Source organism: Aliinostoc maniaoense, from assembly GCF_058172895.1.
This window is the reverse complement of record NZ_CP187952.1, coordinates 1,059,552-1,080,564: the sequence shown is the minus strand read 5'-3', so window position 1 is coordinate 1,080,564 and position 21,013 is coordinate 1,059,552. Positions and strand designations below refer to the sequence as shown.

Annotated in this window: 19 protein-coding genes; 14 read left to right on the top strand and 5 right to left on the bottom strand. The window is 38.1% G+C overall.

What is annotated here, in order from left to right; all coding sequences use genetic code 11:
- Window positions 1-804: 804 nt before the first annotated feature.
- Both ACPZ3T_RS04845 and ACPZ3T_RS04840 read right to left on the bottom strand, forming a co-directional pair.
- Entirely contained in the window at window positions 805-2,184 is a 1,380-nt protein-coding gene (locus ACPZ3T_RS04845; RefSeq protein WP_490273933.1) for a cation:proton antiporter, read from the bottom strand.
- Window positions 2,185-2,235: 51 nt separating this feature from the next.
- A complete protein-coding gene (locus ACPZ3T_RS04840) occupies window positions 2,236-2,655 on the bottom strand; it encodes an EVE domain-containing protein (RefSeq protein WP_490273931.1) in 420 nt (139 codons plus the stop codon).
- A gap of 301 nt (window positions 2,656-2,956) precedes the next feature.
- Here ACPZ3T_RS04840 and ACPZ3T_RS04835 point away from each other — a divergent pair, with 301 nt between their 5' ends.
- Window positions 2,957-3,709, top strand: coding sequence for an SIMPL domain-containing protein (locus tag ACPZ3T_RS04835; protein ID WP_490273929.1), 753 nt, complete (start codon window positions 2,957-2,959; stop codon window positions 3,707-3,709).
- Window positions 3,710-3,713: 4 nt separating this feature from the next.
- Here ACPZ3T_RS04835 and gloB read toward each other — a convergent pair whose 3' ends face one another.
- Entirely contained in the window at window positions 3,714-4,487 is a 774-nt protein-coding gene (gene gloB, locus ACPZ3T_RS04830; RefSeq protein ID WP_490273927.1) for a hydroxyacylglutathione hydrolase, read from the bottom strand.
- A 444-nt stretch (window positions 4,488-4,931) separates the two neighbouring features.
- Here gloB and ACPZ3T_RS04825 point away from each other — a divergent pair, with 444 nt between their 5' ends.
- The 11 genes from ACPZ3T_RS04825 to ACPZ3T_RS04775 all read left to right on the top strand — a co-directional run bounded on the left by ACPZ3T_RS04825 (window position 4,932) and on the right by ACPZ3T_RS04775 (window position 17,481).
- A complete protein-coding gene (locus tag ACPZ3T_RS04825) occupies window positions 4,932-5,162 on the top strand; it encodes a hypothetical protein (RefSeq protein ID WP_490273925.1) in 231 nt (76 codons plus the stop codon).
- Window positions 5,163-5,383: 221 nt separating this feature from the next.
- A complete protein-coding gene (locus tag ACPZ3T_RS04820) occupies window positions 5,384-6,415 on the top strand; it encodes a glycosyltransferase family 2 protein (RefSeq protein WP_490273923.1) in 1,032 nt (343 codons plus the stop codon).
- A gap of 164 nt (window positions 6,416-6,579) precedes the next feature.
- Window positions 6,580-7,524 carry a glycosyltransferase family 4 protein gene (locus ACPZ3T_RS04815; RefSeq protein ID WP_490273921.1) on the top strand — a complete coding sequence of 315 codons (945 nt, stop codon included), beginning with the start codon at window positions 6,580-6,582 and terminating at the stop codon, window positions 7,522-7,524.
- A 23-nt stretch (window positions 7,525-7,547) separates the two neighbouring features.
- Window positions 7,548-8,375: a polysaccharide pyruvyl transferase family protein gene (locus ACPZ3T_RS04810; protein WP_490273919.1), complete on the top strand. Its 828-nt coding sequence runs from the start codon at window positions 7,548-7,550 to the stop codon at window positions 8,373-8,375.
- Between the two features lie 142 nt (window positions 8,376-8,517).
- Window positions 8,518-9,669: a glycosyltransferase family 4 protein gene (locus ACPZ3T_RS04805; protein WP_490273917.1), complete on the top strand. Its 1,152-nt coding sequence runs from the start codon at window positions 8,518-8,520 to the stop codon at window positions 9,667-9,669.
- Window positions 9,670-9,933: 264 nt separating this feature from the next.
- Window positions 9,934-12,180 (top strand): ABC transporter ATP-binding protein, encoded by a 2,247-nt coding sequence (locus tag ACPZ3T_RS04800; protein ID WP_490273915.1) that lies wholly within the window; start codon window positions 9,934-9,936, stop codon window positions 12,178-12,180.
- Between the two features lie 28 nt (window positions 12,181-12,208).
- Window positions 12,209-13,171, top strand: a complete 963-nt coding sequence (locus ACPZ3T_RS04795; RefSeq protein ID WP_490273913.1) for a glycosyltransferase family 10 domain-containing protein — start codon at window positions 12,209-12,211, stop codon at window positions 13,169-13,171.
- Between the two features lie 15 nt (window positions 13,172-13,186).
- On the top strand, window positions 13,187-14,182 hold the full coding sequence (locus ACPZ3T_RS04790; protein WP_490273911.1) for an Npun_R2821/Npun_R2822 family protein: 996 nt from the start codon (window positions 13,187-13,189) through the stop codon (window positions 14,180-14,182).
- Window positions 14,183-14,192: 10 nt separating this feature from the next.
- The gene (locus ACPZ3T_RS04785) at window positions 14,193-15,119 is read left to right on the top strand and encodes an Npun_R2821/Npun_R2822 family protein (protein ID WP_490273909.1); all 927 of its coding nucleotides are present in this window, start codon (window positions 14,193-14,195) and stop codon (window positions 15,117-15,119) included.
- 730 nt (window positions 15,120-15,849) lie between these two features.
- On the top strand, window positions 15,850-16,620 hold the full coding sequence (locus tag ACPZ3T_RS04780; RefSeq protein ID WP_490273907.1) for a hypothetical protein: 771 nt from the start codon (window positions 15,850-15,852) through the stop codon (window positions 16,618-16,620).
- 54 nt (window positions 16,621-16,674) lie between these two features.
- Window positions 16,675-17,481 (top strand): hypothetical protein, encoded by an 807-nt coding sequence (locus tag ACPZ3T_RS04775; protein WP_490273905.1) that lies wholly within the window; start codon window positions 16,675-16,677, stop codon window positions 17,479-17,481.
- A 200-nt stretch (window positions 17,482-17,681) separates the two neighbouring features.
- Here ACPZ3T_RS04775 and ACPZ3T_RS04770 read toward each other — a convergent pair whose 3' ends face one another.
- Window positions 17,682-18,539, bottom strand: a complete 858-nt coding sequence (locus ACPZ3T_RS04770) for a polysaccharide pyruvyl transferase family protein (protein WP_490273903.1) — start codon at window positions 18,537-18,539, stop codon at window positions 17,682-17,684.
- A gap of 341 nt (window positions 18,540-18,880) precedes the next feature.
- On the opposite strand from ACPZ3T_RS04770, the gene ACPZ3T_RS04765 reads away from it, so the two are divergent.
- Together ACPZ3T_RS04765 and ACPZ3T_RS04760 are read left to right on the top strand one after the other, a co-directional pair.
- Window positions 18,881-19,603, top strand: a complete 723-nt coding sequence (locus ACPZ3T_RS04765) for a class I SAM-dependent methyltransferase (protein ID WP_490273901.1) — start codon at window positions 18,881-18,883, stop codon at window positions 19,601-19,603.
- Window positions 19,604-19,764: 161 nt separating this feature from the next.
- Complete coding sequence (locus tag ACPZ3T_RS04760; protein WP_490273899.1) at window positions 19,765-20,577, top strand: TlyA family RNA methyltransferase; 813 nt, start codon at window positions 19,765-19,767, stop codon at window positions 20,575-20,577.
- 32 nt (window positions 20,578-20,609) lie between these two features.
- Here the strand turns inward: ACPZ3T_RS04760 and ACPZ3T_RS04755 are convergent, their stop codons facing one another.
- Window positions 20,610-20,888: a Calvin cycle protein CP12 gene (locus ACPZ3T_RS04755; RefSeq protein ID WP_490273897.1), complete on the bottom strand. Its 279-nt coding sequence runs from the start codon at window positions 20,886-20,888 to the stop codon at window positions 20,610-20,612.
- Window positions 20,889-21,013 lie beyond the last annotated feature (125 nt).

Here is a 21,013-nt window from a genome sequence, read left to right as displayed (position 1 = left end):
TTATCAATTATCAGTCTGAGGAAAGCAACCTTGATCAATTTTCACTGTTTACTGATGCCATATCTCAATATCTTGGCCAGTCATCACACCTTCACCACTTAAATCTTTAGTTATAGTACCTTTCTGGGATTTGAAAATTGAGATAAAAATAGAAATTAATGGTTTAGAATTTCAGTATGCCCGTAATTTTTACTTAACTATCAGGAAATATCATTTCTTGTCATCAAGCACTATATCCCAACAATGATTTGACCACATATTTATAATTGCTTTTTGGATTGGTGGTATCAAATTTGTAAGTAAAAACTCCAACTAATGTTAAATAATGCTGTAAGATTTATAGCAATTGACATTTGATAGTTGACAGTTGAGGGTTTACTGATCTAATTACTGAACAATCATCATAAATTAAGACTGACAAGAAAATAAAACTGGTAATAAATAGCATTGCCAATATTCGTTGCTCATGAATCGAATTACCAAATTCACAATGTCACCGGACGGATAATCTAGAGTAGAAGTTTCCCAAAGATTAGTCAAACAGAGCATAAGGCATTAGAGTCAAACCTCCCTTGTCTCCCCGTTCGCGTAGCGTCCCGCAGGGAAGTTCTGATCGGAGGAAACCTCCGCACCCTACGGGAAGCAAGCTACAGACTTCTCTCCTTGTCTCCCTTGTCTCCCTTGTCTCCCTTGTCTCCCTTGTCTCCCTTGTCTCCCTTGTCTCCCTTGTCTCCCTTGTCTCCCTTGTCTCCCTTGTCTCCCTGCTCCCCTGCCCCCCTGCCCCCAGTCCCCAGTCCCCAGTCCCTATTCTTCTAAGATCAGCTGCTCTGAATCTTGCACTGGTTTATTTGATTCAGGAAACACGAACCTTAATAGAGGAGGAGCTAAAAAGGTTGTGAGGATAACCATCATGATAATTGCTGCCCCTAATGATGGGGAGAGAACGCCACTGGCAGCACCGACACCAGCAAAAACCAATCCGACTTCACCTCTAGGAATCATACCCACACCAATAGCTAGGCGGTTAATTTGGGATTGACCAAAGACGCTAAAGCCTGTGATCACTTTACCGACAATTGCTATCACAATCAGGAAAATAGCCATAATTAAACCTTCTCGGTTGCTGGGAATAGCTGGATTTAATACTCCTAGGTCGGTTTTTGCACCTACAGTTACGAAGAAGATAGGCACTAGCATATCAGCAATCGGGGAGACTTGCTTTTGTAGTTCTTTGCGCTTATCTGTTTCTTCTAAGACTAAACCGGCGGCAAATGCGCCTAGGATGGCTTCCAATTGAATCACGGCGGCAAAGTATGCCATCACAAAGGCGAAGATAAATGCTGGTATGACCAAACTACCTCTTGTCTTGAGGGTATCAGCGATCGCCACAAATGTTTTGTTGAATATATTCCCCAGCAGGATTGCACCCAACAAAAATCCACTAGCACTGATAATTAAATAAATTACATTACCAACATCTACTGCTCCGTCTTTGGCGAGACTAGCTACTACCGCTAAAACAATAATTCCTAGTACGTCATCAATTACCGCCGCACCGAGAATAATTTGTCCTTCTTTGGAATTAAGCCGTCCTAATTCTGCCAGCACTTTGGAAGTGATGCCAATACTGGTAGCAGTTAAAGCTGCGCCTGCAAAGATGGCGGGTACAGCGTCAATACCAAACAAAGTCATTAAGCCTAATGTACCTGCGGCAAAAGGTACTGTGACTCCTACAAAAGCTACGACTATGGCTTGCATACCGACAGCCATCAACTCTTTTAAGTTTGACTCCAAGCCAATTTCAAATAGGAGGATAATCACACCCAATTCAGCCAATACAGAAACTACTTCTGACTGAGCCGCAAATACTGCTGGTGTCGCTTCAGGACTCAAATTAGCTGTAGTTTGCAGAAAACTCATAATCACCGAATGGGAGCTATCTGCACCAGTTTCTGGAAACACTAACAGATGTAAAACAGACACCCCGACAAATACACCACCTACCAATTCCCCCAAAACAGGTGGTAAACCTACTCGGTTAGATAACTCTCCACCCACTTTACTAGCGAGGAAAATGACTACTAAACTCAGTAGCACGGCAGCTACTACCATTGAACTGTCTGCGGCTGTATTTGTAGTTGCCAACAGAGGAAAATAGAGGTTGATTGCACTTAAAAACTGCATTTGCTCGGCGTTGTTAGGTGAACGTCCTTTTTTTCCATTGTTACTTGTTCATCAGACAAGATGGGTAACACCTGTTAATTCCATGAGATATTGCCAGTGAGTATCAGATACTGGGACTACAGATAGTCTGGGAAGTCGCAGTAAATCAAACTCTGTAAACTTCGCTGTTTGTTTAATCTGGGATAGATTAACAGAGTGAGGCACTCTTTGCAATGGTCGCAAATCTACAACTACCCGTTTAGCATCATTAAATGCTGGATCTGGATAAGGTGGACTATGGATTTCAGCTATACCGATAATTTGCCGTTCTTTACCAGTGTGATAAATCAATGCCAAATCCCCAGGCTGCATTGTTCGCAGATGTTTAAGTGCTAGGGGATTGTTCACACCATCCCAAACTGTACTACCATCGCGTTCTAAATCAAAGTATGAGTAATTGTCTGGTTCAGTTTTGAGTAGCCAATATGCCATGAGAGGATTCCTAATTTGGGGTGTGGGGGTGTGGGGGTGTGAGGGTGTGGGGGTGTGAGGGTGTGGGGGTGTAGGGGTTTAGGGGTGTGGGGGTGTAGGGGTGTAGGGGTTTAGGGGTTTAGGGGTGTAGGGGTTGGTGATTTTATATGGTATCTGTACTTCAGTATTGTTGATGAAAAAATTTTGGGTGTAATTTTTAGTTTCAAAAAATGTAACCGGTTTCAAGTTTAACGATCGCAATGTCACAGTAGAAACATACAAACTGTGTAGGTCTACAAATTGAAAGAGGAGTGTAAACGTGATGTCTACAGCTAGAGGTAGTTTCTTGGCTTCTGTGTGGCGTGGTGGCAAGTTTTGGCGCACTCTACCCTTAGTTTTGCTGGTATTTGTGACTTTGGGACAGCCAGGGATAGCGCAGGAACAACAAAAGTTATTGCGTACTCTCACTGTGACTGGCAGAGGAGAAGAATCAATTCCTACAACTATTTCCGAAGTCAGCTTGGGGGTAGAAATTCAGGGTAAAACTGCTCAGGAAGTCCAACAAGAGGCAGCTAAAAGATCATCGGCGGTAGTGGCTTTTCTCAAAAGTCGCAATGTGGAAAAGTTACAGACTACGGGAATCCGGCTGAATCCAGTTTATAGTTACACCAATAATGTACAACGAATTACTGGCTATGCTGCTAGTAATACGGTGAGCTTTCGTATTGCTACGGAGAAAGCAGGAATATTATTAGATGAAGCGGTGAAAGCTGGGGCGACACAAATTAATAGTATTAGATTTGTGGCTACTGATGAAGCGATCGCAGCTGCTAGGCAAGAAGCCTTAAAGGAGGCAACCCAGGAAGCTCAAAAACAAGCTGAAGCGGTTTTTAATGCCCTCGGCCTCCAGTCTAAGGAAGTCGTTAGTATTCAAATTAACGGTGCAAGTGCGCCACCACCACCAATGTTATATCGTGCTGAAGCTTCTAAATTAGCTAGTGCGGATGCTTCCACCCCTGTAATTGGCGGAGAGCAAGAAGTCCAAGCCTCTGTGACTTTGCAAATTAGTTATTAGCACATTAAAACATATCCTTCATTCCCCGAATCCGCGCAAATGTTTGTATGGGGTCTGTGCTATTAGTTGCTAATTGTAGTGCTGGTTGCTCCCAACGTAAAAAGGGATTTGTCAGCTTTTCTATGCCTAACATTGAGGGTATTGTGGGTTCTTGGCGACTGCGTTGTGCTTTGACTTGATAGCTACGTTTTTGTAGTTCAGTATTATTACCGTCTAATGTCAGAGCAAATTGTAAATTTTTTAACGTGTATTCGTGGGCGCACCAAACACGGGTATCATCTGGTAAAGACCTAAGTTTACTAAGAGATTCTACCATTTGCGCGGGTGTGCCTTCAAATAGACGACCACAACCACCAGCGAATAAAGTATCACCGCAGAATAATTCCCCTGGCTCATTGGCTGTTGCAGGAGGGAAGTAGTAAGCAATGTGAGCGCGGGTGTGTCCAGGGACAAAGATCACTTCTGCTACTCTATCAGCAAATTTAACGCGATCGCCTTCTTGCAAAAATACCTCTTGTCCTGGGATTCTTCCTTGATCTGCTGCACCACCATAAACTACAACTTGGGGAAATTTTTTAATTAAATCACTATTACCACCTACATGATCATGATGATGGTGTGTATTCAAAATTGCTACTAATTCCGCATTCAACTGTATAAGTTGCTGAAGAACTGGTTGAGAGTCTGCCGGATCTACCACAGCCGCAATCTTTTGTTTATCGTCATACAGTAGAAATATATAGTTGTCTGAGAGTGCCTCCAGACGAATAACTTGCATTGGCTTTATTTCCTTATAAGATTAGTTTTTTGTATATGAATTAAGCACTAAGATAGCAATCTGATTTGATTTGTGAACCAGTCTTGGAATCTGTAATAGAGATTACGTGTATTACAGATTTAAGTCACCCACCAAAAACTTTGATTTTTGGATGTCTCATACTGGAACTTAAATGCTTGGCTCACCTATTTTGATGGCTTATAGCAGTATAAACTTGTACTTACACTTAAATTATACAAAAAAACATAAAGAATATCTGACTTTATCAGTGAAACTTCTCTAGGAAGAAGCGTTAAAGCACGGTTAGATTAATTGTGTTCTTTTTTGCTATCAAATTACTTAACAATCTGTACACATGACTCTAAGTAGTACTATTGAGATTTACTTTATAGCCAACAAGACTGACTTCTAGTATCATTACACACCTGCATCTGTAGGATATTTATGCCTAATAGCCAAGGTTACATACAGAATCATCTTGACAACCAATCAACAATGTCAACTAAGCAAATTGTAGACAGAATCTTACGCTTTGGTAAGATGAGTCCTCAAGACCATAGTTTGCTGATTGAGACTGTTTTGAGTCAAGGAGATTTTCCAGAAGAGGAACGTCGTCAGGTTAACCGTGTTTTTAACCATATCCAAACAGGACAGGTAAAACTAATTAATTGGTAAGTGATGGTCATAGTTTACTTAGCCTAGTTTGACTACAGCATTGCTATGATCCAGGCCTGATAAGTAACTGTGACTCTCAAGTCAAACCCATCATCAGAAATTACACCAAAAATCTATGCTATCTTAAGAACCAAAAGTCTCCCAGGCTAAGTCAATACTTCTACTATTTCTATGATAGTGAGTATTAATTGATCAATATGACTATGAGGAAAACCTGAGCAATGCCTCCACTGGTATCAATTATTATTAATTGCTTTAATCAAGGACACTACCTTGAGCGTTCCGTCAGAAGTGTATTGTCACAAACCTACACTGACATTGAGTGTTTAATTGTAGATGATGGTTCTACTGATAGCACTCGTCAAGTATCCGAGCAATTAATGGGTATTGATCAGCGAGTGCAATATTTCTTTAAAGAAAATAGTGGACTACCAGCTTCTCGCAATTTTGGTGTTGAAAAAGCTCAGGGAGAATGGATTAAATGTTTAGATGCAGATGATTGGATTCATGAAGATAAAATTAGATTTCAGTTAGAGCATCTTGCACAAATTAACAATCCTGAAAATGTGATATTTTACTCAGATTATGAACGAGTATTCATAGATGCCGAAGAAAATATTGTTAACCGTCAGGAAAATATTATCGGTTCGTTAACTACAGAACAATTAATTCAACGCTTACTTATCCCCGATTTTTTGGCAGATTCTCCCCATCCTTGTCTTCAGCAAGCGATGCTGATGCACAAAAGTATATTCAGTAAAATTAAATTCCCTGAATATCTCAAAGCATTAGGAGATAGATATTTTGGTGTAGACGTTCTGCGGGCAGGGGCGAATTTTGTTTATACTCCCATGATTGGGGCTTATTATACTAAGCATCAAACTAATCGCACCAATAACTGGCCTTATATGCGAAACTACTACATTTTATTTTATGAAAATGTAGTCCAAAAGCATCCAGATTTAAATAGTCTCTGCACAACTGGTTTAGAGTATCTTTTGGAAGAAGCGATTAGAGAACAAGATCAACCTACATTTGAGCGATTAATTAATATAGTGCCTACACCAGTCAGATTATTTGACAAAAAGATAAAAATCAATAATAAAATTACCATAAAAATGGTAAATAAACTTAGAAGAATTACCCCTAGCTTTTTATTGTATGAAAAGTATCGCGGCCCACGTTCTAAAAAAATTATCTCTTTTGTGTCAGAAAAAATTAGTTTAGTCAAAAATACTCTGAATTTATCCTGAAAATATCGCTAATTATATTCTGAATAAAAATAAAACTATATTTATGTGAAATTATGTACTATGAACGCATAAAAAATAGACTAAAAAAGTTTAATAATCAAACCAAAAAACTAGCTGACAAACCAAGATATATTATTTCCTATAATCTATCGCATTGGAAGTTTTTGCTGAGTCAATTACCAACTCATAAAGCTCAAGAAAATCAACAGGAAGAGTATGATTTAGTGTTTGTAGTGTTAGATTTGGCGAAAGGTTGGATATTAGAAGCTATATGTAGAGAAATTGCCACTTACTTTCCAGGTAAATATTGCTTCCATTATTCAGAGTCTGCCTTACCTCCATCCCAAGCTTACTTTTTTGCTCATTACTCTTTTTTACCAATCTGTCTCAAGCTTAACCCATCAATTTGGGGTAGTAAAATATTAGTTTGGCATACTCATCCTCGCAATGATTTGGGTATCAGTAACGACGAACTGATTTATGTACTCAATAAAGCCACCAAAGTTATATGTGCTTGCTCCCAATTTGCTAGACTGCTGATTTCACAGGGGTTGAACTCCCAAAAAGTTACCCATATATTAGGTGCGGCTGATGCAAATTTGTTTCAACCCCATGAGCGTGAAAATGGTGCTATAGGTTTTTGTACAGCTTTTTATTATCGCAAAGAACCAGAGCGGATTTTGAACATTATCAAAATGATGCGATCGCGTCATTTTATTTTACTAGGTAAAGGTTGGCAAAATTACGACAGATTTGCAGAAATGGCATCCTTACCCAACTTTTCTTACATTGAAGCTCCCTATGCAGATTATCCCCAATATTATGCCGCAATGGATGTTTTTGTTTCCACAGCCAAGCTAGAAGGAGGGCCAATTCCCTTAGTTGAAGCCATGATGTGCAATGTAGTTCCAGTTGCTAGTAACACAGGATTTGCTCCTGATTTAATCGTGCATGGAGAGAACGGATTTATTTTTGATGTTGATAGTTCTGTTGAGGAAATCTGTCATCTGATTGAACAAGCATTTCAAATTAAAACAAATGTCAGAAAAACCGTTGAACATTTAACTTGGGAAAATTTTTCTCAAGCCATACAAAAACAATTAAACTAATTTCTCATGAGGAATATTCATAAATGTTAGTCAATATCCATAGAAGAGATGATAATGTCGGCGATATTATGTCTTCTCCCTTACTCTATTTTAAGTTTCCCCAGGAAACCAAAACCATTGATATTATGAATCTGGATAATCCAGAAATATTAAATAATGACATTATAGTTGGTGGAGGTGGTTTAGTAGCTAGAGATTTTTTCTCAGAAAAGATGAATTACATTGCTGACAACAAAAAAAGAAAATTAATATCTTGGGGTGTAGGTCATAATAGCTATGAGAATTTAGGAGGGAATTTAAACTATCCCAATTACATGACTAAGTTTGATTTACATGGTATCAGAGATTATGAGCAAGGCTTTAACTATGTACCATGTGTCAGTTGTATGAGTGAGTTGTTTGATAAAAAATATGAAATCAAACACGAATTTGTCATTTATCAACACGCAAATCCCAAATGGGAAGTTCCGGCAAATCCCTCCAATTTCCCGGTGATGATTAATCATAAAGTTAATCATCAACAAGGATTAGGTCATAAAATCTCTAAATTCTTCACAAGAATGGATGATTTTCAGTTAAGTTTTAGTAAAATAATTAAATTCTTAGGTGAAGCAGACACTATCTTAACTAATACTTATCATGGAATGTATTGGGGAATTTTATTAAATAAAAAAGTATTAGCTTTTCCTTTTTCAACTAAATTTTATACCTTAAAATATAAAGTTCCCTTTTGCGAACCCAATAGTTGGCGGGATAAATTGCCACAGGTATATGCTTACCCAGAAGCTTTAGGAGAATGCAGAGATGCTAATCGGTTGTATTATCAAAAGGTATTAGAAATTCTCAGTTAAAAGGTGAAAATGAATGAAAGCATTATTCACATCGTTTATCAGTAAAAATACGAGTAGAGACGAAAAAATTATATATTATTATTAATCCTTTGGCTGCCAGTGTGGATTTGTTTCCTTTTATTGAACGGTTGATTTAGAGATCATGAAGGTTTCATTAGTAGTTAGCGATTTATCAGGTGGTGGTAGCGTCCGAGCTTTTTTACTAGCTCAGATTTTGAAGTTTTTAGGACATCAAGTAGAAATTGTAGGATTTCTGTATGGCACAGAATTGTATGCAATTCCTCCTGATGAAATTACAGTTATTCCTATTGCTGGTACTAACTATCCCGATTTTTTTAGTTCTGCTCAAAAACTCTTACAAAAAGTAGACGGCGATATTATTTATGCAGTCAAACCTAAACCAACTAGTTTTGGTGTTTCCCTATGGAAGAAATTGAGTAGCCGTCAGCCTGTAATTTTAGATATGGATGACTGGGAACTAAGTTGGCATGGCGGCGATAAATGGCGATATCGTCCTAGCTTGAAGCAATTTTACAGAGATATTTTTAAGCCTAATGGTGCATTGAGGTTTCCCGACCATCCACTGTATCTTCAATGGATAGAAAAGTTAGTTTCCAAAGCCGATGCAGTGACAGTAGATACTCAGTTTTTACAAGCACGTTTTGGCGGTGTTTATGTACCGAATGGGAAAGATACTACTATGTTTGATCCTAGTAAGTATGACCCAAAAATCAGTAGAGAGCGTTATGGACTATCTGAATATCGGATTTTGATGTTTCCTGGCGCACCACGTCCCCATAAGGGAGTGGAAGATGTCTTAATGGCGTTAGATTTGTTAAATGAGCCTGATTTTAGATTAGTAATTGTCGGTGGGAGTCCTTACGACGACTACGATGAGCAATTAATGCAAAAATGGGGACGTTGGATCATTAAATTACCAAAGTGTCCTGTAGAAATTATGCCAGAAATTGTGGCGGCGGCTCATGTTGTGGTTGTGCCGCAACGAGATACCTTAACTTCTCGCGCTCAATTTCCTTTAAAGTTGACAGATGGGATGGCTATGGCTAAACCTGTATTATCAACTCATGTAGGAGATATTACAGAAATTTTAGCGGATACTGGTTACTTAGTTGACCCAGCATCGCCACCACAAATTGCGGAAAAGATTCAATTGATATTTGCAAATTTAGACTTGGCGAATGAACGTGGAGAAAAAGCTAGAGCCAGATGTGTAGAAAAATATAGTTTACAAGCAATGGCTTCTACACTCGAATCATTAATTGCTCAGTTATAAACAACAGGAGAGAAAAGCTATCTATAAAAGGCAGCTTGGACGAAGTTCGGTTTCTCCAGTCCCCGCTTCCCCCTAGCTCTGATAAAAATTGACTGTTAGTGGTAAATGGTGGATAACATAAAATTGTATGTATCTTAGCTTGTATAACAGTAAAAACACGGTTACTTAAAACATAATTTGCGATGACTGTGCATCGAAAAAGGTGAAATATGTAGAAACGACAGAATAATGATAAAAATAACTGAGGTGTGATTAGAAAAACAGATGTCTACCAGAAAACTACTACTAAAATTTGCTAAACCCTATCCCGGCTGGATTTTGCTCACGATATTATTGGGATTTTCTGGAGCTTTATTTAATGGTGTCAGCACTACTTTAATTGTGCCGATAGTTTTAAAGATAGTCGGACAAGAAATAGACTTAACTAATGCCCCTCCCCTGCTTAAGTCAATCATGACTCCGTTTGATAGTGTGCCAGAGAACTATCGCATATTAGTCATGTCCTTGGCAATTATATTAACAATTTGTTTAAAAAATTTAGCCGCTTATGCTAGTTCTTTAACATCAAGCTCTTTTACGAGAAAATTAACTTCAGATATCCGGGAGGAAGGCTTAAGATTATTGCTAGAAGTTGACCTAGACTACTACAGTAAAATGAGAGTTGGTGATTTATTAAATAGTCTAGGAGGAGAAATTGCCCGGTCAGCAGGTTCTATTAGTAATGTCATTAAATTAATTATTAATGTTATTACCCTATGTGTATTTCTGGTATTGCTCATATCTATTTCTTGGCAATTAACGATTGCGGCTACTGTGTTGTTGTCTTTGGTGACATTAATTAACCAGTACACAATTTCCCGTTCTAAAGACTTTGGTAAACAACTCAGTGAAATGTCTAAACTATATTCAATCACTGTGTTGGAGACATTAAACGGGATTCGATTAGTTAAATCAACAGGGAATGAAGACAAAGAATATCACAAAATTAGAAAACTAATTCGTGACCGTGAAAAAGCAGATTTTGATTCCCAGGTAAATTCCCAATTGATTGCACCAGTAAGTGAAGTTATGGGAATCACATCCTTGCTAGTGATTGTATTTTTAAGCAGAATTTTATTTGCCAGTCAAGTTTCTGCTTTATCTGCTGTTTTACTGACTTATTTATTAGTATTACTGCGAGTTTTACCATTAGTTTCTCAATTGAATAGTATCCGCAATAGTTTTGCTAATAGTGCGCCGAGTGTGGAAATAGTCGATGATTTTTTGCGGCGGGATAATAAACCTTTTATGGGGAGAGGGAATATTATCTACAACAAATTAGAAAAGGGTATAAGTTTTAAATCGTTATCTTTTGGCTATCCGGGACATGACAAACTAGTGCTAAAAGATGTCAATTTATTTTTACCCCGTGGTACAACCTTAGCTTTAGTAGGTAGTTCTGGGGCTGGTAAATCTACCTTAGCAGATTTACTACCAAGATTTTATGACCCAACATCAGGCAGTATTGAAATTGACGGCAGAGATTTGCGTGATTTTGATGTAAAATCTTTGCGCCAGAGGATGGGAATTGTTAGTCAAGATACCTTTTTGTTTAATGATTCGGTACGCCAGAACATCGCCTATGGCAAACCAGAAGCCACTGATGAGGAAATTATTACAGCCGCCAAACGAGCCAACGCCTATGAATTTATTAGTAAATTACCACAGGAATTTGATACATTAATTGGCGATCGCGGTGTAATGTTATCTGGCGGACAAAGACAAAGATTAGCTATTGCGCGCGCTCTGTTGCAAGATCCAGAAATTTTAATTTTAGATGAAGCCACCAGTGCTTTAGACACAGTTTCCGAGCGTTTAGTACAAGCTGCTCTCGATAATCTTAGCCGCGATCGCACCACTTTAGTCATTGCTCACCGCCTCTCTACAGTTCAAAAAGCCGACCAAATAGCCGTACTCGACCAAGGACGAGTCATGGAAGTAGGAAGGCATGAACAACTGCTACAAAAAGGTGGTTATTATGCACGTCTATATTCCATGCAGTTTAGCGACATTCCCAAAACTCACAATCATAGTAATCAAAGCTTACTGCGAATTTCTTATGAAATGCGGACAAGGTTAAACTCTATGATTGGTGTGTTGCACCTATTACTTGATGAGATGACAGACAACACTCAAGAACATCAAGTATTAATTGAAGATTTATACAAATCAACCTTTAGAATCCTCAACACTCTAGATATTTTTGAAGATATTGTGCAGCAGCAAAGCCAGTATTTATCAACAGCATCACCAGATAACGGCCAAAATAGTAATACTCAAATTGAATATTTGCGTCAACTCCACGAATTTAATCTTAAATTAAATTCCCTATTAAGTTCTCTCGGTTCACTTGCTGAAGATAATTTAGAATTACTGCCAAATCGATATCAAACCCTTAAACAAGCTCTAGATGTAGGGATGAATTTACTTAATTTTCTAGAAAAATTTGAAGATAACATACATAACAATTAGCAATTAAATCAATTAATATCAGCAACCAATGAATATCAAAACTGTCGGCATGATTAGCAGCTATAGCAATATTGATAAAAGAGTTGATTGGCTATGGCAACAAACACCACATCGCTTTGGGATGTGGGGCAATATACAAATGCAAGCATCAGCCCCCAATCCAGATTTTATGCTGTTGTATCAATTTGATTTCCCCAAAAGAAAACAGCCTAAATATTCTTGGCTAGATAAACTCAGAGGCAAACCACAAAAACCAGTAACTAGTGTGACTTCACGCCTGAGAGGTGTGCCGAAAGAACGGGTAATTTATCTTTTGCGCGAACCACCCTTAGATGAAGTGGTGGAAAAAAATAAACACTATTATCAAGTAGCACAAAATTACTGCGGTTATGTTTCTGGCCCTGATGATTTTGCCCCTGTACCTGATTATATGCCTGCAATTTGGTATATTGGCAACTCCTTTCGGGAATTAAATGAAATGCCTATACCCGAAAAAATTGCCCCTTGTAGTTGGATTACTTCTGGTATTGATCGCACAGAGAATCATCGTCAACGATTACAATTTTTAGAATCACTACAAAATAGTGAAATTAAGTTTGATTTATATGGACGTAATTTACCTGCATGGTCAAAATCATCAGGGGAATTAGGTGGTAAATGGCATGGAATGTCCCCGTACTATTACAATTTAGCCATTGAAAACTACGCTGACAACAGTTGGTATGTGAGTGAAAAACTATGGGATGCTTTGCTGGCTTGGTGTTTACCAATTTACTATGGAGGCCCCGCTGCTGATAAATTATTACCACCAGGGAGTTTTTTACGATTGCCGAGTTTAGATGAAAAAGGCATTGCCTACATCCGAGAAGTGACTGCTACTCCTGATGCTTGGTATGCAGCTAAAGATGCGATCGCAGAAGCTAGACAAATTATCTTACACAAACTCAATTTACTCAATTGGTTGTCAGAATTTGTGACTAAGTTCTCATAAATCAGGAATTATTCTATGGATGGCATTTGTACCCTAGCTAATGATAAAGTTTACGACCAACTGATTGCTTTACTCAATAGTATCGAAGCAATTTATGGCCAAACCATGCCCGTTTGTATCTATCCTTATGATCAACATACAGAGCAAATTGCCGCCGAAATAGCCCACCGTCCCCAGGTGCAACTATACAATGATCAAAATTCCATGCAACACTGGGATGAATTTGTGCGTCATGTTTGGGATACTCACCCCACAGCAAAAGCTCATTGGCTAAAAGTTAGTAATGAAGAATATCATCGCGTCGGCACTCATCGCCGTTACTGTGCTTTTGATGCACCTTTTGAGCGATTTGTCTACATGGATGCAGACACATTATTAATGAGTCCCCTAGATAAAATTTTTGCACAGCTAGATGAGCATGACTTTGTAGTCTATGACTTTCAGTATAAAGATTTATCTCATGTTTATGATGAATATTCCCCCAAGTTAAAACAATTATTCACTCCCGAACAACTGCAAACGCAAATATTTTGTTCGGGATTTTATGCTGCTAAACAAGGATTATTTACAGTCGAAAAGCAAGAAACTATTTTAGCCAAACTCCGCCAAGGAGAAGCCGAAATATTATATTCAATGGCCCCTGATCAAACAGTTCTTAACTATATGGTGATGCGGTTAGGAATTTCTTACTGTAACTTAGCTCTGCAACTACCAAAAGAGGAAAGAACAGGCTGTTGTGTCACCTCAAATCATTTTACCACAGAAGATAATATCCTCTATGACCGTGGTCAGCGACTCACTTATATTCATTATATTGGTCTAAAATCTCGGTTATTTAAAGAAGTTTCCGCAGGGGAAAAGATTGATTTTGCCTACCGTGATATTTTTCTACATTATCGCTATCTCCATGAACCAGACAAGCGGCCAATATTAGCAACTAAGCCAAAGGCTAAGAATAGCTCTGCAAATTTGGGGACAAAAATTTTACGCAAACTAGGTTTAACTCTTTGAGGTAGTAACAATGAGCCGAGGCATTTATATTATTGCTAATGACAAAGTAATCGATCATGCGATCGCTCTACTTAATAGTATTCGATTACATGACCAAGATACCCCCATTGTCATGATTCCCTATGATGATAATTATCATCAGATAGCAGCATTACTCAATAAACATTATGGCGTACAACTTTATGAAGACCTAGATTTTATTAAGTACCTAGCTCAGAAATTACATGAAATTTTCGGCAGTGAATTTTTTGCTCGTCCTAACCAATTCCGTAAACAAGCTTGTTGGTTTGGCCCATTTGATGAATTTTTATATATTGATACTGATATTGTTGTTTTTGAAAAAATCATTGATAATCTCAATTATCTAGCTGACACTGATTTTATTTGTTGTGATTATCAACATTTGGGAGGAATAAAAAATGTTTTCACTCCCCAAGTATTTGCAGATAATATATTCAATGAAACTGAAGTTAAAGATATTTTCAACGGTGGTTTTTGGGGTTCAAAGAAAAACTTAATTTCTGAAAATGATTTATTTACCACCTTTGCCGAATGTGCGGCTCATCCTGAATATTTTGATTTCTCTGAAAAAACTTCTGACCAACCAATTATCAATTATATGTTGCTGAAGCGGATTCCTCAGCGATTTAATATTGTTCGTAGAGAAGGAAAAGCTCCAGGTAATTGGGCAGGTTCAAAGCAATTCCAAGCCGAAGGTAACATCTTATTTGATCCTAGCGTCAATCAACCCCTGCAATATCTCCATTGGGCAGGTATTCGCATTCAACCTGGTTGTCCCTACTGGGATATTTGGCAATACTACCGTAATCTTAACTCTGCACTACCTCCGGCAGATATAGCTGCACCTACCAAACCAAATCAGTGGCAAAAGACATTAAATAATATCAAACAACAATTGCGGCAACTCAAGATTTAATATTTATAGCCGTTCTCATGCTAGTGAGGTACAAAGTTTTTTTGTTTTAGGGAACAGGGTTGGGGGAACAGGGAACAGTGAATAAATTGGTGTGTACTTCATTTGACTGGGAAAGGCTATATATTATCTGAGAAAAATCAAGTAAATACTCAGTAGGCTGTATTACAGCAAATCTCCGAGACTATTAAACACAGATTTAGCGGGGCTTGTGAGCAAATTAAATCTAGCCATAACGCACTACTATCATCCGGTGCGTTAAAGCAAAGCGTAACGCACCCTACAAATTTCAGGTTGACTTTATAAATCATCTATTTTTGATATTAACTCTAGCCTGTGGAGTTTCACAAAAAGTGAAATTTCAGAGGTGATTTATATTTATATTTTAAATTTCAATATCTAAATTTTTACAATTTTTCTGAAGATTAATGGTTCTATCAGTAAAAATACAGATGTGTAGGGTGTGTTAGCGACAGCGTAACGCACCCACCACCAACACCTTTGGTGGGTTACTACATATGCTTAGATTTTTTCTCTAAATCAAATTGGATTCCCATCAATTATTAAGATTCATAGTGGTATCAGTAAAAATACAGTAAACTAAGCCTCTTGTGTGCGTAAGAAGCACAGATATATTGTAATGTAATCATAAAGACTAACGGTAAAAACCGTAGAAATACTATTGCTCCTATCTCCCCTTGGGAAAATCAGTAAAAATACATAAGTAAACTTTATGAATTACCAACAACAGAATTACTGCTTCTGCACATTAGCTTTAAGAAAGAAATATCGGTTGCTTACCCAACAATTGGCTAATGATTTGGCAAAATATGCTCCAGGAAAATCCTTTGTTGTTTTAACAGATGAGCCAACAGATTTCAAAAATTATGCCAATGTTTTAGCTTTTAAACACAAACAGCGCGGTATTCTTCATTGTTACCATGATAAAAGCTTGGTGATGGAATTAGCTTTATCAAGGTTTGATGCAGCAATATATATTGATGCAGACACAACAGTATTATCTCCCTTACCGGATAATTTAACTTGGAAACCAGGTATTACAGCAGGACATTGCGAGAATTTAGTTGCTCACGTTACTAGATATACTCCTGACAGATTAAAACATATCCAAAAAGTAGCTTCCCATTTAAATATTAATTTGGAAGACTCACCTTATATTGGAGAGTCTTTATTTATTATTGCCAGGGATGAAGGTAAAGAAATAGAGTATCTCAAATATTGGGCAAAGATTGGTAGATATTTAGAATTGCGCGGTATTCATGCCGGTTCAGGTAATGCAATGGGATTAGCCGCCGCCAAGGTGGGATGGAATGTGGTTAAAGATGGCTGGTTTGAAGTGAGAAATATCACTAAACATTTAGATGCTTCTTACACTAATAAACAGACTAATTGGGATTTATGGAAAAGGAAACTTGGCTATCACTACCGCTTGAATAAAGCTAGATTGTTAGCTTTGACAGATTTCAACTTCTTCTATAGATAAAGTTTTGCAGTCAACTAGAGTCAGAAAAATTGCAGTTTATCGAATTAAGTTCCCATGATTTCCCAAAAAAAAGATTTTTGTTTTTGTACTTTAGCCCTTGGTAATAAATACCGTTCTCTTGCTAAAGAATTGGCTAGTGGATTAAAAACATACTTTCCTAATACTACACTGTTAGTTTACACAGATGACCCCCAGGATTTCCGCGAACAGGATAATATTCTGGCATTTAAACATGATCAGAAAGGTATTCGCTACTGCTACAATGACAAGCGATTTGTCATTGGCGAAGCCTTATCTAGATATGATTCGGCTATCTTAGTAGATGCAGATACAAAAATTGTAGCAAGTATTCCTGAAGATATTGAATGGTTGCCGGGAATTACATCTGGTAATTTCATACATATTTTTGAGCATAGTAGAAATAAAAGAGTCTCAAAAAGATTAGAAATAATCAGAAAGTTAGGAGTGAAATTAGGTATTTCTCTAGAAAATACTCACTATGTGCATGAAGATTTATTCATCATCACTAGAGACGGGGGAAAAGAGCAAGAATTTATTAAACAGTGGGGAATAATCGCCAGTTATTTTGAATTGAATCATATACATACTGGGGAAGGTAATTGCATTGGTTTGGCTGCTAGTAAAGTAGGATGGACAGTTCAAAGCTATAACTTAGAGCCTTTGAAACAAGCTGTAAAACATACATATGCTTCTCGCCAACCCGACTCTAAAACTTTTTGGGATAAGTTGAAAGATCCCAAAGCTGTTAGTCATAAAATCAAAAGTCAACTTGCTTATTACTATCGATTAAATTTAGCAAGATTGCAAACATTAACTAATTTTGACTTTTATTATCGATAAATTTTGACTTCAGGGAATTTGTTATTTCGGTGCGTCAGTATAAATATTATTTTAATGTAATTGGAATTAATTCTACTGACCCACCCTACATTTTAGAGATTTTATGAGGTTCGTAGTAAGGACTTCAGTCCTTAAAATTACAAGGACTAAAGTCCTTACTACGAACTAGTCAATTTTAGAGAATTTTGTTCTGGAAGTTGCTAAGAGAAAAGGCCTGTTTCACAATCATGTTTAAATTGTTGAAGCCTTTCATACATTTCTTGAGTGAGATTTTCTACGGTGCTATCACTACTTAAAGTAGGCTGTACAGTTTTGGCAACATTGAGCAATTGTGAAGCAGATTCTTTTTGTCTTAACCAATCACGAACTAAACGTACTGGAGATAATATATCTAGTTTTTCTTTGGGATGATGTAATCGGTTGATATATGCTGGCTTGTATTCTACATTCATAGACTGACACCAGTCTTGCCACTTAAAAGGCAAAATAGTAGAGTGAGAAATTACTGGAATCCAAGGTATACGAAAACAATCAGCAATAATTGCACCGTGCATAGCCTCTGCCAATATCACCTCACTTTGGCTAATACATGATAAAACTTTTTCTATTGACCAACGAGGATTAATATATCCAAATCCCAGTCTTTCACAGACTAAAGGCCAACCCTTACCATCTGTGTTGTGATGGGGCATATAAGAAAATTTGTACCGCTTTTCGCTGTTAAAATTATAAACTTTTCTAATGAGAATAGCTCCGTCAGTGAGTGCGAATTTATTTTCCAGTCCGAGTGCTTGTGCTGATAGTGGCCCGCGCAAACAATAAATTTTGTAAGAGTCATCTATTTGAGGTACGCCTTTGCCATAACCTACTCCTGTACCAAATATTACTCGCAAGCGAGCATTTTTTGTTCTGAGTGGTAATCTGTCATTAATTAGAGTACCTATACCAACAAAAGCTGCACTTTCATCATCATCTAATACACCCGGTATCAACTGATCCCATAGCCAGGTATTGAGTTGATCACCGAAATTGTTTTCGTTGTAGTAAAAAATTTTCATGGATATTATTGTATGCGTAAGTATAGCAATCCGATTTGATTTTTTTCTTCGTTACCCTCGTAACCTCAACTGTTCTATCAGGAACAGGAAATTTCACAGATTTTATTAAAAGCAATTAACTAACCTGTTAATATACACGGTTTCAGAGTTAATTCGTGATTACATCAAAAATTTCAATCAAAGGATGAGAAAAAATTTGTGTTTTAAGAGCGATCGCCTGAAAATTAATACCAGAGAATTAAGTATAATCCCATAGGCTACTCAAGGGGGCAGTCTCAAAGTCCTGAATGTTTTACTGAATGTTTTAAAATTGATGTTCGGAGTACCTAATTAGCATAACCATGTCACAGCTATTTCCTGGAGAAGTATTTGCCAATACTGCTGATTTTGATCACGGGATTCGGACTTTATTACCAAGATATGACGAAATACTAGATGTTATCACCCGTTGTCTGCCTTCTAGTAGTCGTTACATTTTAGAATTAGGCTGTGGTACAGGTGAGGTTAGTCTTAAGGTACTCGAACGTTGTCCACAAGCGCAAATTATTGCCCTAGATTACTCACCCAGAATGTTGGAATTTGCCCAGAATAAAATCACTGTAGCTGGATACCAACACAGATGGACTGGTATAGAAGCAGATTTTGGTGCATGGGCGATGAATCCAGATAAATTCAATATTCCTCGTGAATTTGATGCTTGTGTTTCATCCTTAGCAATTCACCATCTTCAGGATGAAATGAAGCTAAAAGTATTCGAGCGTATTGCCGCCAGTCTCCAGCAAGATGGTTGTTTTTGGAATGCAGACCCTATCTTACCAGAATCACCAGCCCTAGCAGAAATTTATCAAGGGGCGCGGGAGGAATGGGCAAATCAACAGGGTACTACTTTAACGGAGATTCGGGCTAAACTTGGCAGCAGCACCCAACAAGGATATTCTAGTCAAGACCAACTAGCAACTTTAGATACTCATTTGCAAATGCTAACTCAGGCTGGGTTTAAGACTGTAGCAGTGCCTTGGAAGTATTACGGGTTAGCGGTGTTTGGGGGGGTTAGGGGGTTGTAATTTAGATAGTATTTTATCACTGTGTAGGCAGGGGGCAGGGGGCAGGGGGCAGGGGGCAAGGGGCAAGGGGAGACAAGGGAGATAAGGGAGACAAGGGAGACAAGGGAGACAAGGGAGAAATATGAGTAGTAGACTTTTGAGAATGCTTTTGGTGGGTGATATTGGTTAAGCAGAGACTGGATACTTTATTAGTAGAGTTGGATTTATGTAGTTCTCGCGCTTTAGCACAGAGGCTAATTCAGGCGGGGGAAGTGATGGTTAATCAACAGGTGATTGATAAACCGGGGACAGAGGTTGATATTGCTGCTGAAATTAAAATTAAAGAGCGATCGCGGTTTGTGTCTCGTGGTGGTGATAAACTCGCTAAGGCTTTAGAATTATTTGCAATTCCCATAACAGGGCGTGTTTGCTTAGATGGGGGAATTTCTACAGGCGGTTTTACTGATTGTTTGCTGCAAGCCGGGGCTAAATTAGTTTACGGCATTGATGTTGGTTATGGACAAACCGACTGGGGTTTACGCAATCATCCCCAGGTGAAGTTGCGGGAACGTACCAATTTACGACAACTTGAACCTGGGGATTTATATGATGAAGATGACCCTATTCCTGATTTGGCGGTGGTGGATGTCTCGTTTATTTCCTTAACTAAGATTTTGCCTGCTGTCTGGCGACTAACTCAACCCCCTCGTGAAGCGGTGTTGTTGGTTAAGCCTCAGTTTGAAGTGGGTAAATCTCGTGTGGGTAAAAAAGGTGTGGTACGTGACTCCAATGACCAAGCTGATGCTATTTTCCAGGTGTTGCGAGTAGCTCAGGAACTAGGTTGGAAATACAAAGGCTTAACTTGGTCGCCAATTACTGGCCCGGCGGGAAATATTGAATACCTATTGTGGTTAGCAACAGAAAGTGAAACACCACCGCCAGATTTAACTAGTATCCAACAAATCACCCAATCAGCCGCAGCTAATTTGCACTGAAAGAGTGTAGTTAAGAATTAACAGTTAACCCTCTAAACATCATAGATGAGACACTCTAAAGCTTCTGGATGTAGTTCACAGTAGTTATCTAAAGCGGTTTTATATTTGAGGGCTTGTTCTTGGTGAGATTTTTCTGCTTGTAATTCTTCCACAATATCCCAAGCTACGGCACAATTAGGAGAATTATCACCATTTTGCTCACAGGTGGCGCGGGCTTCGATGATCGCTGCTAAAATAGCTTTCTCTAAGTTTGTAGCTCCATTTTGGTCTGAGTTAACACTATTGAGTCCGACATTGAAAGTTGCTGTCATTATCTTTATCGCCTCTATTGACTGATATCAAGATGTGGTTCAGAGCTAATACTCTTAGTTTAGATAGACTGACCAAAGAGTGTAGTGGTGAACACCGTTCGAGTTTTCAACACCTTTTATTAGTC

Excerpts from the sequence above, each read along its gene's own strand:
- ACPZ3T_RS04845 (WP_490273933.1), bottom strand. The coding sequence starts at position 2,184 with ATGCAGTTTTTAAGTGCAATCAACCTCTATTTTCCTCTGTTGGCAACT.
- ACPZ3T_RS04840 (WP_490273931.1), bottom strand. The coding sequence starts at position 2,655 with ATGGCATATTGGCTACTCAAAACTGAACCAGACAATTACTCATACTTT.
- ACPZ3T_RS04835 (WP_490273929.1), top strand. The coding sequence starts at position 2,957 with ATGTCTACAGCTAGAGGTAGTTTCTTGGCTTCTGTGTGGCGTGGTGGC.
- gloB (WP_490273927.1), bottom strand. The coding sequence starts at position 4,487 with ATGCAAGTTATTCGTCTGGAGGCACTCTCAGACAACTATATATTTCTA.
- ACPZ3T_RS04825 (WP_490273925.1), top strand. The coding sequence starts at position 4,932 with ATGCCTAATAGCCAAGGTTACATACAGAATCATCTTGACAACCAATCA.
- ACPZ3T_RS04820 (WP_490273923.1), top strand. The coding sequence starts at position 5,384 with ATGCCTCCACTGGTATCAATTATTATTAATTGCTTTAATCAAGGACAC.
- ACPZ3T_RS04810 (WP_490273919.1), top strand. The coding sequence starts at position 7,548 with ATGTTAGTCAATATCCATAGAAGAGATGATAATGTCGGCGATATTATG.
- ACPZ3T_RS04805 (WP_490273917.1), top strand. The coding sequence starts at position 8,518 with ATGAAGGTTTCATTAGTAGTTAGCGATTTATCAGGTGGTGGTAGCGTC.
- ACPZ3T_RS04800 (WP_490273915.1), top strand. The coding sequence starts at position 9,934 with ATGTCTACCAGAAAACTACTACTAAAATTTGCTAAACCCTATCCCGGC.
- ACPZ3T_RS04795 (WP_490273913.1), top strand. The coding sequence starts at position 12,209 with ATGAATATCAAAACTGTCGGCATGATTAGCAGCTATAGCAATATTGAT.
- ACPZ3T_RS04790 (WP_490273911.1), top strand. The coding sequence starts at position 13,187 with ATGGATGGCATTTGTACCCTAGCTAATGATAAAGTTTACGACCAACTG.
- ACPZ3T_RS04785 (WP_490273909.1), top strand. The coding sequence starts at position 14,193 with ATGAGCCGAGGCATTTATATTATTGCTAATGACAAAGTAATCGATCAT.
- ACPZ3T_RS04780 (WP_490273907.1), top strand. The coding sequence starts at position 15,850 with ATGAATTACCAACAACAGAATTACTGCTTCTGCACATTAGCTTTAAGA.
- ACPZ3T_RS04775 (WP_490273905.1), top strand. The coding sequence starts at position 16,675 with ATGATTTCCCAAAAAAAAGATTTTTGTTTTTGTACTTTAGCCCTTGGT.
- ACPZ3T_RS04770 (WP_490273903.1), bottom strand. The coding sequence starts at position 18,539 with ATGAAAATTTTTTACTACAACGAAAACAATTTCGGTGATCAACTCAAT.
- ACPZ3T_RS04765 (WP_490273901.1), top strand. The coding sequence starts at position 18,881 with ATGTCACAGCTATTTCCTGGAGAAGTATTTGCCAATACTGCTGATTTT.
- ACPZ3T_RS04755 (WP_490273897.1), bottom strand. The coding sequence starts at position 20,888 with ATGACAGCAACTTTCAATGTCGGACTCAATAGTGTTAACTCAGACCAA.